Source organism: Flavobacterium maritimum (assembly GCF_040049085.1).
In the GTDB taxonomy this organism is placed as follows: Bacteria; Bacteroidota; Bacteroidia; order Flavobacteriales; family Flavobacteriaceae; genus Flavobacterium; species Flavobacterium maritimum.
On the sequence record NZ_JBDLZY010000006.1, the window covers coordinates 114,073 to 128,558 of the forward strand.

The window sequence follows — 14,486 nt, forward strand, 5'->3', positions numbered from 1 at the left end:
TGCTTTATGTTAAATAATTTACTTTCAAACATAAATTCTCCAACCGATTTAAGGCAGCTCGATGAAGTACAACTTCCTCAAGTTGCTCAGGAATTACGTAATTTTATTATTGACATTGTTTCGGTGAAAGAAGGGCATCTTGGAGCCAGTTTGGGAGTTGTAGAACTGACTATTGCTTTGCATTATGTGTTCAATACCCCTGATGATTTATTGATTTGGGATGTCGGACATCAAGCTTACGGACATAAAATTTTGACAGGAAGAAGGGAAAATTTTCATACCAATCGTCAATGGAATGGAGTGTCCGGTTTTCCCAAACGAAGTGAGAGTGTTTATGATGCTTTTGGCGTAGGCCATTCTTCCACTTCTATTTCGGCAGCTTTAGGAATGGCGATTGCCTCAAACTTAAAAGGAGATTTCGATAAGCAGCACATTGCTGTCATTGGAGACGCTTCCATTGCATCAGGGATGGCTTTTGAAGGCTTGAATCACGCCGGAGTTACCGATGCTAATTTATTGGTTATTCTCAATGATAATGCAATCGGGATTGATCCGAGTGTCGGTGCTTTGAAAAAGTATCTCACTGCGGTAAAAGATGGGAAAAATTCCAGAAAAAATAATATGATTAAGTCCTTGAATTTTGATTATTCAGGGCCAATAGACGGACATGATATTTTTGCGGTAATCAAGGAATTGAAACGTCTGCAAAAAGTAAAAGGACCTAAATTTCTTCATGTTATGACTACCAAAGGAAAGGGATTGCAGCAGGCAGAAGAAAATCAGGTGCAATACCACGCGCCGGGAAGGTTTGATGCGGCCACTGGTGAATTACTTCCAAAATCGGAAGAAAATTTACCACCAAAATACCAAGACGTTTTTGGATTGACGGTATTGGATTTAGCTAAGAAAAATGAAAAAATAGTGGGTATTACACCTGCGATGCCTTCAGGAAGTTCTCTCAAATTTATGATGGATGCGCTTCCAGAACGCGCTTTTGATGTTGGAATCGCCGAGCAACATGCTGTTACATTGGCGGCTGGAATGGTTACCCAAGGGATGATTGTTTATTGCAATATTTATTCAACATTCTTACAGCGGGCTTATGATCAGGTGATTCATGATGTGGCATTACAGAATTTACCAGTAATTTTTTGTTTGGATCGTGCGGGATTAGTTGGTGAAGACGGAGCTACACATCACGGCGTTTTTGATTTAGCTTATTTGCGATGCATTCCCAATATGATTGTGTATGCGCCAATGAATGAGCTTGCTTTGCAAAATATTTTATTTACTGCCCAATTGGGTTTGGATCATCCTATCGCGATACGCTATCCGCGAGGTCGAGGGATATTTACAGATTGGAAGACCAAAAGTTTCGGGTGTTACGAAAAAATGGAAATAGGTCAAGCTAATTGTCTGAAAAATGGAACTAAGGTGGCTGTTTTGTCTAATGGAACTATTGGTAATAATGTTGCTTTGGCTCTAGAGAACATCAATAATCCAACAGCAATTGCACATTACGATTTTGCTTTTGTAAAGCCTCTGGATGAAAAGTTACTTCATATCATTTTTTCCGAATTTGAAAGTGTAATCACCATTGAAGATGGAGTGGTTACAGGAGGTTTTGGAAGTGCGATTCTTGAATTCGCAGCTGCTAACCATTATGATTTAAAAATAAAATTACTGGGCATACCTGATGAATTTATTGAACACGGAACTGTAGCTCAGTTACAACAATATTGTGAAATCGACGTTAAAAGTTTAGAAACCTTTTTTAGAACGATTGAAAATAATTATTTTGCAGTCCCGAAAAACAAAAATTAACCGAATGAAGTTATTCCGCTCTACAATTTTATTTATACTGCTTTCCTATTCCATCAGTAATTTTGCTCAGGTTTTTATACAAACAAAATTGCCAGATACCTTGTCGAAATCGCCAGATACCTTGTCAAATTGGACAAAGAAAAATACTTTAGGATTTGATATTTCCGAAATCGCTTTTGTCAACTGGAGTGCCGGTGGAACGAGTTCTGTTTCGGGGCTTTTTAAAGGGGATTTTTCCAGAGTTTATGCTAAAGGTAACCGCAAGTGGGTGAATCAGTTGATTGTTCGTTACGGTTTAAATAAACAGGATGGAATTGAGATGAGGAAAACCGATGATGCTTTACAGTTTGATTCTACGTTTGGTTATAGACAGGATACAATCACGAGTTGGTATCATTCGGCAAAGTTCAATTTTAATACACAATTTACCAACGGGTATTCCTATCCAAACACTGAACTTGCTATTTCAAGGCCATTTGCGCCAGCCTATTTTTTTATGGGGGTTGGAGCCGAAAATGCCAAAAAAGATAAGTCTAGAGTGTTTTATATTTCGCCGTTCACGTGGAAGACTACCTTGGTTTTAGATCAAAGATTAGCTAATCAAGGGGCTTTTGGTGTTAAAAAGGCTGTATATGATATAGATGGTAACTTGATTTTAGAGGGTGAAAAATCAAAAATGGAGCTTGGTTTCTTGTTAACCGGTTTTTATAAAACGGAAATAGCTAAGAATATCAATTTCGTTAATAAGCTGAGTTTGTACTCGGATTATATCAATCAATTTGGGAATGTCGATGTTGATTATGATGTATTGTTTGATTTGGTGGTTAATCAATATGTGAAAGCAAATGTTGGAGCCAGACTTATTTACGATGATGATATAAAAGCGAAGGAAGAAGTTGATGGAGAACAAGTCATTGTTGGTCCAAAAGCGCAGTTAAAACAAGTTTTGGGAGTGGGAATCGTCTATGCTTTTTAAAAATAAAATTTTTAGACGACCATTAAGTTACAACCCCTAATATCAGAATTATCAAAACGTCCTAATACTTCAAAAGAAGTGTTGGGATTTTTTTTGCCTAAGTCCTGAGTGGCTATAAAAGAACAGGAGTTGATGTTGGCCAAATCTATTACGTTAATTCCGCCTGTTTTACCTTCTTTTACATAGGTTAGTGCATCTTCGGTATCTCGAACAAGTATTTGCATCCAGGAAGGGCATTCAAATACGCCTTCGCCTAGAGAATAGGCCTGTGAAAGTAATTCGGTCATGCCGTACTCAGAATGAATGGCCGAAACGCCAAAGCCATTGCAAAGTTGCTCATGTAATTCTTCACGAATCATTTCTTTTCGTTTACCTTTCATACCTCCGGTTTCCATTATAATGGTATTTTGTAACTGAAAAGTCTGTTTTTCAATTAAATCCAATAAAGCGTAAGTAACCCCAATTAGAATTACATTTTGACCGGATTGGTCTAAATCGATTAGTTTTTTGATAAGTTCATCATGATTGTGGAGGTAAAACCCACTTTCGGAATGCTGAGACAGTCGAATTAAATCTTCGGCCATATAAATTAAGGAGGAACCTTCTCTTTCAAGATAAGACGGGAGCAAAGCCAGTACTACATAATCTTCAATATTACCGTAAAACTGGGAAAATCCTTTGCGGTAACTTTCTTCATAAATAGAAACGTCAGTCACTAAATGTTTGCTGGTAGTCATTCCGGTTGTTCCACTGCTTGTAAATGTTGCTTCAACGGGGTTTGAATTGGAAACGACAGAATGGCTTTTGAAAAATTGAATGGGTAAAAACGGAATCTGATAAATTGATTTTACCTTTTGGACATCCGTTTTTAGAAAATTGCAAAATTCCTGATACACGGCGTTATTCTCATATTGAAAACGAAACACTTTTAAAGCTATTTTTTCAAATTGCTTTTGATTGGTAATGGTAAATATATCGTTTGCTGTAATCAAGAATTATTTTTTTACAAAAGTAATTAAAAATTAAATGGAATAGAAGCAGTTCAAGAATAGAGAAATCGAATGAAGTCCTAATGAAAACAGAAATAAAAAAAGCTCCAAGTTATTTGGAGCTTCTAGATTCTTTGATAATTGCTTATCGTATGATTAGTTTTCTGGTGGAGGATGCTTCTTCTTCTTTAATTTTTATGATGTATACACCAGGTGAAAGATTGGAAACATTTAGTTCTTTTGAGCTTAATTCGGTTTGAAGTACTTTTTTACCTAAGACATCAAAAATTTGGATTTCTTTATCTAAATCATTTTTTGATGTAATGTATACTTTACCATTACTCACAGGGTTCGGGTACAAGCTCAGACCTTCTATTGAAGAGGTCTCTTGTAGTTTTGGCTGTTGCTTAACTTCCTGAGCCGAAAGGCTTAGAGAAAAGAAGAAAACCAGTAAGATTGTAATATAAGAGTAGTTTTTTATCATTAGCTTCGATTTGGAATAGTAAAGATAAACAAAAAAATTAAAGTTAATCCAAAAAAAAAGAGACTGTTTTTTATAACAGTCTCTTTTTGATGTTTTTAGCTGGTTTTATTATAGACCTACTGACCATCCTGAAGACCAAGTTGGAGCAGCAACACCATTTCCGGCACCAGTTGCTGTAGCTAATTCTGTAGCAACTGCAGATACATCAGCAGAAGTTCCGTCAGTTTTCTTTCCTTTGGTTTTTGTTGCGATAGCTATATAGTTAACATTGGTAACTTTTAAAGATGTTCCAACACCTGCGATAGTTTCGTCATGTTCTACATCGATTCCAGTTTTCCAGTCGCTTAGAACAACATTAGAGAAAATAGCTTTTGTTCCTCTTCTCATTTTCAAACCTTGGTTTTCTGTGTAAATTGTTGCGTCAGCTGCACTTCCTGCACCAATTAAAGTAATGTTTGTGATTGATGGATTAGATATTGGAGTATTTGCAAAACCTAATTCAAAGTTGTCTGCTTCAATTCCTCTGTTTCCTTTTCCGAAAGATAATTTACCATACCAGTTAGTATTTGTTCCCATCCATCCTTCTGTCCAGTCAAATTGATCATCTTCGTTACCAAAAGATATTAGGTTCGAAGTGTTCACTGATCCTCCGAAGAATTCAAATCCGTCATCAGCACCATGGTAAGCTTCTACGTATTCGAAAGTAGTTCCTGAACCAACAGCAAATAATGAAACACCATTGAATTCTTTTTCACTGTTGTATGCTGCACCAGCATATTCAATTCTTAAGTATCTGATAGAACCAGAATTGTCATTAGCTATAGTTCCTCCGTAAGTTAAGTCGGCAACTTCAGATTGTGCAGTACTTGTTCCACCAGTTACTCGGTTTATTGGAGCTTTACCACAAATTACTAAACCTCCCCAGTCTCCAGCTTTTTTAGTTGTTAATCCGCTTGTCATTACAACAGGATTAGAGCTGGTTCCGTTTACGTTTAATTTTCCTCCTTGGGCAATAGCAATATAAGAAGCTGTTCCTCCAGTTCCTTCAATTTTTGTTCCTGCAGGGATGGTTAAAGTTGCACCAGCATTTACTTGTAATTTTCCAGTCAATTTATATGTTGTTCCCGCAGAAAGAACAACTTCTCCGTCATTTATGATTCCAGTAAAGTTGTTAGGATCAACAACAAATGTTGATGATGGAGTGTCTGTGCTGTCACTTGAACAGCTTGTAAAGAATGATGCAGATAAAGCAAGAATTCCGAATAATTGTAAGAATGATTTTTTCATGATTTTAATAGTTTTTTGTACTTGATTTTGTTATTGCAAATATTGGTTGATTTATTTTTTTTGAGGTTAAGCGATTGTGAATGTTAGTTTAAATAAACTTTAGACTATTGTTATCTTAATGTTTCTAATATTAACAAAGTATGCGCAAAAAAAGAGGGCAGTGATAACTGCCCTCTTTTTTTAAAATTGATAATTTAAGTTAAGACTAAACGTAAGTCCCTTTTTGTAGGATAAGACATTAATGTCCTCCGTTTTGTTTTTTTGAACTCTGTCGATGGTTGGGTCCAGTATATTTTTGACTACAAAATCAAGACCCAGGTTTTTGTTTAATTTAGATTTAGCTATAAAATCTAATGAGCCAAAGGCTTTGTCAACTAAATTACCTCTGTCGTTAGTACCTATTGCATAGACTCTGTCGGAGAAGTAAGTATAAGCTAAAGTAGTGTTCAAATTACTTTCTTTGTTATTCCATTCGTTGAATAAGGATATGTCAGCATTTAGTAATAAGTCAGAAGCACCGGTAAACTTACTTTCGTTGTTGGTGAATACTACATTATAATCTGTTTCAGCAATGACTTTTTCCGTACTTAAATCTTGGTTGCTATATAAATAAGAAGCGTTTATTCCTGCTGAAAGTTTTTTGGCGTTATTCTCATCGATATTAAAAAGTAATTTTCTGTATTCTATTTCTGCTCCTCCAACATAACCGAAATCACCTGTGTTAATGAATGAAATATCATTGGTTGATGATGCGATAGTAACTTCATTCATAGGATTTTGAATGTATTTTCCAAAAGCGGTTACTGATAATAATTCTTCGCTTTTTGGAAACATCTCCCATTTCAAATCAAGATTGTAATCATCGGAAGCATATAAATTTGGGTTACCAACTTTTACCTCAGTTACGTCTTCATATACAAATAAAGCTCTTTCTTTGAATTGAGGTAGGGTGTAGGTTTTGCTGAAGCCAAAACGTAGATTTTGCTTTTCGTTCAACTCGTATTTCATCGTTAAACTTGGTAAAAAGGCAACTTTATCTAATTCATTTTTTCCTCCGCTAGGATCAAGTTGTGTGTTCCATTCTACATTTTGAAATACATATTCTCCTCTTAAACCAAGAACTCCTGAAAGTTTATCCCATTTGTATTCTGTATTCAAAAAACCACCATTTATGAATTGTTCACCGTTATAAGTCTGTGGTTTCAACGCATTAGAAACTTGAGAATTTCCTCTGAAAGTTGTAATCTCGAAATAACCGTTATCAAGGTTTTGTTGGTTGTAAAATAAATCCAAATTATTTGGGTCAACTATAGTATTAGTAAAACCTTGGTTGGCTTTGAAATTAAATTGTGTTGCCTCAAAGTCTCTGGTTTTAAACCTTCCGTTATACCCTGCGGTAAATTTACCTTTGTATTCCCCTTCTCCAGTTTTGCTGAATTTGTAATCAAAAGCTAAATTAGCTGCTGTTTCGTCTTCAGATAATTTTTGAAAGTATCTGTGGTTATCCGGAGCGGATATGCTTGATAAAACGTATCCATTTGGTTCTTTTCTCAAAATATTTTGAGTTCGGTCAGGCATATCACCATCAATTGTATTGGCAGAAAGTCCCCAATTGAATTTTGAACGATCATTAAATTTATGCTCACCTAATAATTGATTAATCCACAAACTGTTTTTTTCATATTTGTTCCTGCGAATAAAACCGTTTCCATCATTGGCAATATCAACTATATATCCAGAATATTCTTCTTTGCTTAATGTTGAGTTGTTTATAAAAACAGTATTGAAGTTGATCTTGTTTTTGCTGTTTATCTTGTAACCAATGTTAGTCATTGCAGTAAAATTGGTATTGTAGCTATCAAGAGAATAGGTGTCGAAATCTTTGTTTATAACACCATTTCCGTTTACACTCCCTTTAGCAGAACCATCCTTTCTGGATGTGTAGTCATTTCCAAAAGAAACAGTTGCAAAAAGGTTTAATTTGCTTTCTCCTCCTAAATTAAAAGATTCCCCACCTGAAAGAGCTATAGAACTTCCTATTGGGCCTTTGCTGTCAAGTTGCAAAGTGTTGTAGTTGTACTGTGTTAATGGATTGCTTGGGATTGATGAGGTGCTGAATCCTGAACTGTTAATGTTGTCTTGTAATGAAAAATTATTTTTACTAACAGCATTGGTATTTACTTCAGATCCGATATCAATTCTAAAATATCCATTTCCTTTGTAGTCTTTGGATACGATATCAACATTTCCACCTGCAAAATCACCGTACAATCTGCTGTTGTATACTTTGTCAATAGAAACATATTCCAAAATATCTGTTGAAAAAATATCAAGATTCATGTTTTTCTTTTCAGGGTCATTGGAAGGAATTGGCAAACCATTCATAGTAGTTGAATTGTAACGGTCTCCTAATCCTCTTACGAAGATGTTACCTGAACCTTCTTGTTTGGTGATACCTGTTGTTTTAGTAACCGCTGTAGCCACATCACTAACTCCTTTTCTGGATAGTTCTTGGGCTCCGATAGTTTGTTTGATTTCAACAGCATTTTTTTGGTCCAATAACAAAACAGTTTCCTTTTGTCTGTTAACGTTTGCTTTTACCACAACATCTTCCAGTTTGTAACTTCCTGATCCTAATGTTTTGTTTATTGTTAGGGTTTCATTTGCTTTTACCGTTACCGGGGTTTCTATAGATTCATAACCTACAAAGCTAAATTGTATAATGTAATCTCCAGGGACAACTGCAATCGCATACTTTCCGTCTAAGTCGGTGTTAACTCCTGCTTTAGTTCCTTTTATCAAAACGTTAGCAAAGGGAAGTGGCATGTTGTTGGAGTCTTTGTCACTTAAAGTTCCTGAAATAGTTCCTTTGTTTTGCGAGAATCCTAATACACAAATGAATAATGTAATAATTAGAAATTTTAATTTCATTTTTTTTGTCTTGTTTAATTTTTGCAAATTAAGGACGGCTTTGTAAAGTTCAAGTTACCGTGAGATTATGTTTTTGTACAGTATATATTACCAAATTGTTACCATATTAAATTACGGTTAACAGGTGTTTTGAGTGCTGTTTTATCAGTATATTTACCATCGCAAACGAAAATCAGGACATATTTTAACGAAATAATATGTAATGATATAAATATAAATTTTTGCTGTTTTATGAAAAAAAAAGACATTAAAATCCTGTTGGTAGATGATGAACCGGATATTTTAGAAATTGTTGGTTACAACCTTACTCAAGAAGGATATAAAATTGTTACTGCGGTAAATGGAAAAGAAGCAGTGGCTGTTGCCAAAAAAGAAATGCCAGACCTAATTATAATGGATGTAATGATGCCGGAGATGGATGGAATGGAAGCTTGTGAGAATATCCGAAAAATTCCTGAACTTAATAATGTAATCATTACCTTCCTGACGGCAAGAAGTGAAGATTATTCTCAGGTAGCTGGTTTTGATGCCGGTGCCGATGATTATATTACGAAACCAATCAAGCCAAAATTATTGGTTAGTAAAGTAAAAGCATTATTACGCCGATTAAAAGAACAAGAGAAAAATAGCGAAACACTTAATGTAGGCGGAATCGAAATTAATCGCGAAGAATACAAAATTGTAAAAGACAATATAGAAATCGCTTTACCAAGAAAAGAATTTGAATTGTTTTATTTATTAGCTTCTAAACCCGGAAAAGTGTTCAAGAGGGATGAGATTTTAGATAAAGTATGGGGAAATGAGGTTATTGTCGGCGGTAGGACTATAGATGTACATATTAGAAAACTCCGTGAAAAAATTGGTGAAGATCTTTTTAAAACCATTAAAGGGGTTGGGTATAAATTTGAAGTGTAATTAAGATGGTTCTTTTTATAAAAAAGGATTCAAATTGATTTAATAAAGAATATTGTAGTTAGTTGTAAATGAAAATTAATTTTAAGAAAACCTATAAGTTTGCTATAAAGTCTTCTTTATTCATTAGTCTTTTTGCTAGTGGATTTGTAATGCTAATGGCGTTATTTTTCTTTGGATCTAAGGGGAATAACGTGTTGTTATTTGGTATTATATGTCTTATCGTTATTTATTTATTTTCTTTTTTGGTTCTGCAGTATCGGGTGGAACGGTTTATTTATAGACGAGTAAAAAAGATATACGATGATGTTTCATTATTGGAGTCCAGTTCATTCATAAATCAGCCTATAACTACGGATATGGAAACGCTGACTCGTGAAGTTAAGAAGTTTGCTACTGATAAAAAGCTCGAAATTGAAATGCTTCAGGTTCGGGAGGAATACCGTAGAGAATTTCTTGGAAACGTTTCCCATGAATTGAAAACTCCTTTATTTACCGTACAAGGTTATTTGTCCACCTTAGTGGATGGAGCGATGGACGATAAAACGGTTCGTAAAAAATATCTGAAACGTGCCGAAAAAGGAGTGGAGCGTTTAATATACATAGTTGAAGATTTGGATATGATTACCAAATTAGAATCTGGAGATCTGAATTTAGATTTTTCTGATTTTGACATAGTGGAGTTGATTCAGAGTGTTTTTGATTTATTGGAAATGAAAGCCGATAAAAAGAAAATCAAAATGACCTTTGAGAATGAGTACTTACAACCCATTTTGGTTCGAGGAGACAAAGATAAAATACAACAGGTTGTTCAAAATTTAATTGTCAATTCTATTAAGTATGGAAAAGAAGGTGGAGAAACGGAAGTTGCAATAGTTAATTTGACGAATAAAAAAGTGTTGGTTCGTGTTACGGACAATGGAGAAGGAATAGAGAAGCAAAATATTTCAAGAATTTTTGAACGTTTTTACAGAGTTGATAAAAGTGGCTCGCGTTCAGAAGGAGGTTCCGGATTAGGATTGGCAATTGTGAAGCATATCATAGAAGCCCATAAAGAAAAAATTTATGTGGAGAGTGAATTTGGTATTGGTTCGGAGTTTTCCTTTACAATAGAAAAGGCCAAGAAGAAGCAACAATCGAAAAAGAATTAATTAAAGTTCGATTTTTTAAAGTCTTTAAGGATATTTCTATCTGAATCTCCAAAGGGAATAGAGATGAAATATTAATTAATTAAATGTAAGTTTATTATTAAATAAAAAGTAAAACCTTAAATTTAAAATCTTTGTAACCAGTAGGTTAATTGCGGAATGACATTAATTTATCATCAACATAATATTATGTTAACATTAGCTTAACATAGCAGTATCACCTTTGCAAAAAAATTAATCATAAGAAAATGAAAAAAATTTTATTTGCAAGTTTGGTTATGCTATCATGTGTGGCTAATGCGCAAGATGTAAAGAAAGATGAAATTGCAAAAGAAGTCGTTCGTGTAATGGATTCTGTGAATAAAGCAAAGGCCGCTGAAGAAAAAAGCAAGCCCAAAAAAGAGCATTGGTACGATAATATAGGAATTAGAGGTTATGTACAAGTAAGATACAATGGGTTGTTTTCAACAAATGATAAAGTGTCTTGTGAGCAATGTGATAAATCTTGGGGAACTACTTCAACAGCTGCTGATGCGGAATCTAATAATGGTCTTTTCATAAGACGTGCCCGAATTGTTTTCTCGGGACAAATTCATCCAAACGTATATTTTTATATTCAACCAGACTTTGCAAGTTCTCCTTCAACCGGTATCAATAATTTTGCTCAAATTAGAGATGCTTATTTTGATTTGTCATTTGATAAAGAGAGAGAATACAGAGTTAGAGTTGGTCAAAGTAAAGTGCCTTTTGGTTTTGAAAATTTACAATCCAGCCAAAACCGTTTGACTTTGGATCGAAATGATGGTTTGAATAGTGCCGTTGCTAACGAACGTGATTTGGGGATTTACTTTATGTGGGCTCCAAGTGAGATTAGAGAGCGTTTTGCAATGCTTGTAAAAGAGGGATACAAAGGTTCTGGAGATTATGGTGTATTTGCGTTTGGAGCTTATAACGGACAAACAGCGAATAAATCAGAGGCAAATAGAAATTTGCATGTTGTGGCAAGAGCATCTTATCCTTTTGTTATAGGAAGCCAAATTATCGAACCAGGTATTCAGGCTTACACTGGGAAATGGGCATTTACAACTGAACTTTTGCCAGGAGTGACTACGCCTTTGAATAAGCAGTATGTAGATGATCAAAGAGTAGCAGCAACTTTTGTTCTTTATCCTAAACCATTTGGAATCCAAACAGAATATAACATCGGTAAAGGGCCACGTTACGATAAAATGACAAATTCTGTGGATGTGTCTGATTTAGAAGGTGGATATGTTACTTTAAATTACAAATGGGATTTGCCGAAACACCAATATATTTATCCTTTTGCTAAGTTTCAATATTATGATGGCGGAAAGAAATTTGAAAAAGATGCCAGAAGTTATATAGTAAGAGACTACGAGTTGGGAATAGAATGGCAACCAATCAAAGCATTTGAATTAGTTGCAGAATGGGTTATTGCCGACAGAACATTCGAGGACAGCGCACTTCCTGATAACAGACAAAGAGGGAATTTGCTAAGATTACAAGCTCAATTTAATTTTTAATTGCAAATAATATAAGAAAACCTCCAGTGACGGTTTTCTTATTGTAAAACTATTGTAAAAACAAACTAAAGAATAAAGATTGAATAATACTGGCTTAACACGCAGTTAACGTGAGGCCTCTAATTTTGTCGAATATTTAAATTAACTTTAAAAATGAATAAAACTAAAATAAAAATAGCAGCGATAGTATTAGTTGTAATGACTATTGGGTATTCGTTTACTTCTTTAAGTAAAATAACGATTAAAGGTTCAGATACTATGGTGATTTTATCACAACAGTGGGCTGAAGCGTATATGAAGAAACATCCTGGGACTACGATTCAGGTAACTGGTGGTGGATCTGGAGTTGGTATTGCAGCATTAATTAATGGTTCTACAGATATTGCTAATTCAAGCCGTCCTATAAAACCTGCTGAATTAGAAAAAATTAAAGCGAAATACAATAAAAATGGAATTGAAATCGCTTGTGCCAAAGACGGTTTATCAGTTTTCTTAAACAAAGGAAATACTGTTTCTGAATTGACAATACAACAGTTAGGAGACATTTTCTCTGGAAAAATTACTAACTGGAAACAAGTAGGAGGAGCAGATGCAAAAATCCAATTGTATGGTAGAGAGAGCAGCTCAGGAACTTTTGAGTTTTTTAAAGAACATGTAGTGAAAACTGATTTTTCTCCAGCATGTCAAACCTTACCTGGAACAGCTGCGATTGTAAATGCAGTTAAAAAAGACAAGTACAGCATCGGATATGGTGGTGCAGCTTATGCTGAAGGGGTAAAAGATTGTAAAGTGAAGAAAGATGCTAAAAGCAAAGGTGTTTTGCCAACAGCAGCGACGATAAAAAACAAAACATATCCAATTTCAAGATATTTGTATATGTATTTAAAATCTAAGCCAACAGGTGAAACAAAAGCTTTTATTGATTGGATCTTGAGTCCGGAAGGGCAGAAAATGATTGAAACAGTAGGTTATTTTCCTGTAAAATAAAAAGTAAAAAAATCCCTCTCTTTTATTATAGAGGGATTTTTTTTAAAGAATTATGAAATCGCCATCAGTAACAATTTTGCGAAAGCAAATGCAATCAGATAAAAAGCGATAACATATATGATCACTCATAAATGAAATTTACATATATGAATTCTTAAATCAATTAAATGAATTCTTCACTTCCAAATAAACAAACTTTTACCAAAGAGAGTTTGAAAAAACAGTTCAGACTCTCTGAGTTTCTGGCTGAGAAAGTTATTTCTTCTGTAGCATTTTTATCGATAGCTATTATTTTTCTGATATTTATTTTTGTTTTCAAAGAGTCGTTACCACTATTCAGTTTTAGTGAAAAAACGAAAGAAAAAACCGAAATACAAACAAGTACTGGAACAAAAGTAGAAAGTTATGGAGCCGAAACTTCAGTTGAAGAAAGCCAACCAGAAACCTATGGCGCCCCGGCGGAAGATCTAGAACCTGAAAGTTACGGAACACAGACCGAAGATTTAAACCCTGCTGGGAATGAAACAGAATCTGCGGAACCAGAAACGTATGGGACCGTAACCGAGGACTTGAATCCCGACTCTTCGGTGAATCAAGAAGTTGTAATCGATGAAAAAGTAACTGGGAACAAAGAAGGAGCTGATAAAACCTGGAGTACTTTTTTCTCTACCGAATGGGTTCCTGTGTCGGATAATCCTCGTTTTGGTTTGCTGGCCTTACTTATCGGGACTTTAAAGGTTACTGTCATTGCTATGCTGATTGCAGGACCTTTGGCTATATTAGCAGCTGTTTATACTTCCTGTTTTGCCTCCAATAGAAGAAAAGAAATCATAAAGCCGATAATTGAGATGTTGGCAGCATTCCCATCGGTGGTAATTGGATTTTTTGCCATGATGGTTTTGGCAACTTTTTTTCAGGATATTTTTGGTTATGATTCTCGATTGAATGCTTTTATAGGTGGTGTAGCAATGGCATTGGCAGCAATTCCAATTATTTATACTATCTCAGAAGATGCCTTATCGGCAGTACCGAAAACATATACCGAGGCCAGTTTGGCTTTGGGAGCGAGTAAAGCACAAACAGCATTTTCTGTGATTTTGCCTGCTGCGACACCTGGGATTTTTGCCGCAATATTATTAGGTATAGGCAGGGTTTTTGGCGAAACGATGATTGCATTGATGGCAACTGGAAATGCAGCGTTGTTATCGGCCAATCCATTCGAAAGTGTACGAACTTTTGCTGCGACAATTGGTTCTGAAATGGCTGAAACTGTTTTTGGAGAAACTCATTATAGTGTGTTGTTTTTCATTGGGTCTTTGCTTTTCATTTTCTCATTTATATTAAATGCAGTGGCAGAATTTTATGTTAAAGGAAAATTAATTAAGAAATTCCAAGGTAAATAAA

11 protein-coding genes are annotated in these 14,486 nt (G+C 34.9%); 7 read left to right on the forward strand and 4 right to left on the reverse strand.

What is annotated here, in order from left to right:
- Positions 1–6 precede the first annotated feature (6 nt).
- Both ABEB23_RS13820 and ABEB23_RS13825 read left to right on the forward strand, forming a co-directional pair.
- Positions 7–1,824, forward strand: a complete 1,818-nt coding sequence (locus ABEB23_RS13820; protein ID WP_348813197.1) for a 1-deoxy-D-xylulose-5-phosphate synthase — start codon at positions 7–9, stop codon at positions 1,822–1,824.
- Between the two features lie 4 nt (positions 1,825–1,828).
- A complete protein-coding gene (locus ABEB23_RS13825; protein WP_348813198.1) occupies positions 1,829–2,800 on the forward strand; it encodes a DUF3078 domain-containing protein in 972 nt (323 codons plus the stop codon).
- An 11-nt stretch (positions 2,801–2,811) separates the two neighbouring features.
- On the opposite strand, the gene ABEB23_RS13830 is transcribed toward ABEB23_RS13825, so the two are convergent.
- The 4 genes from ABEB23_RS13830 to ABEB23_RS13845 form a co-directional block, all read right to left on the reverse strand.
- Complete coding sequence (locus tag ABEB23_RS13830) at positions 2,812–3,792, reverse strand: LuxE/PaaK family acyltransferase (RefSeq protein WP_348813199.1); 981 nt, start codon at positions 3,790–3,792, stop codon at positions 2,812–2,814.
- A 142-nt stretch (positions 3,793–3,934) separates the two neighbouring features.
- Positions 3,935–4,273 carry a T9SS type A sorting domain-containing protein gene (locus ABEB23_RS13835; RefSeq protein WP_348813200.1) on the reverse strand — a complete coding sequence of 113 codons (339 nt, stop codon included), beginning with the start codon at positions 4,271–4,273 and terminating at the stop codon, positions 3,935–3,937.
- Positions 4,274–4,381: 108 nt separating this feature from the next.
- Entirely contained in the window at positions 4,382–5,560 is a 1,179-nt protein-coding gene (locus tag ABEB23_RS13840; RefSeq protein WP_348813201.1) for a beta-helix domain-containing protein, read from the reverse strand.
- 180 nt (positions 5,561–5,740) lie between these two features.
- The gene (locus tag ABEB23_RS13845; RefSeq protein ID WP_348813202.1) at positions 5,741–8,491 is read right to left on the reverse strand and encodes a TonB-dependent receptor; all 2,751 of its coding nucleotides are present in this window, start codon (positions 8,489–8,491) and stop codon (positions 5,741–5,743) included.
- A 231-nt stretch (positions 8,492–8,722) separates the two neighbouring features.
- On the opposite strand from ABEB23_RS13845, the gene ABEB23_RS13850 reads away from it, so the two are divergent.
- From ABEB23_RS13850 to pstC, 5 genes are all read left to right on the forward strand, one after another.
- The gene (locus ABEB23_RS13850) at positions 8,723–9,406 is read left to right on the forward strand and encodes a response regulator transcription factor (RefSeq protein WP_348813203.1); all 684 of its coding nucleotides are present in this window, start codon (positions 8,723–8,725) and stop codon (positions 9,404–9,406) included.
- Between the two features lie 68 nt (positions 9,407–9,474).
- Positions 9,475–10,554 carry a sensor histidine kinase gene (locus ABEB23_RS13855; protein ID WP_348813204.1) on the forward strand — a complete coding sequence of 360 codons (1,080 nt, stop codon included), beginning with the start codon at positions 9,475–9,477 and terminating at the stop codon, positions 10,552–10,554.
- Positions 10,555–10,799: 245 nt separating this feature from the next.
- Entirely contained in the window at positions 10,800–12,095 is a 1,296-nt protein-coding gene (locus ABEB23_RS13860) for a porin (protein ID WP_348813205.1), read from the forward strand.
- A 153-nt stretch (positions 12,096–12,248) separates the two neighbouring features.
- Positions 12,249–13,082, forward strand: coding sequence for a PstS family phosphate ABC transporter substrate-binding protein (locus tag ABEB23_RS13865; protein WP_348813206.1), 834 nt, complete (start codon positions 12,249–12,251; stop codon positions 13,080–13,082).
- A 167-nt stretch (positions 13,083–13,249) separates the two neighbouring features.
- Positions 13,250–14,485: a phosphate ABC transporter permease subunit PstC gene (gene pstC, locus ABEB23_RS13870; RefSeq protein WP_348813207.1), complete on the forward strand. Its 1,236-nt coding sequence runs from the start codon at positions 13,250–13,252 to the stop codon at positions 14,483–14,485.
- The last annotated feature ends 1 nt before the right edge of the window (position 14,486 follow it).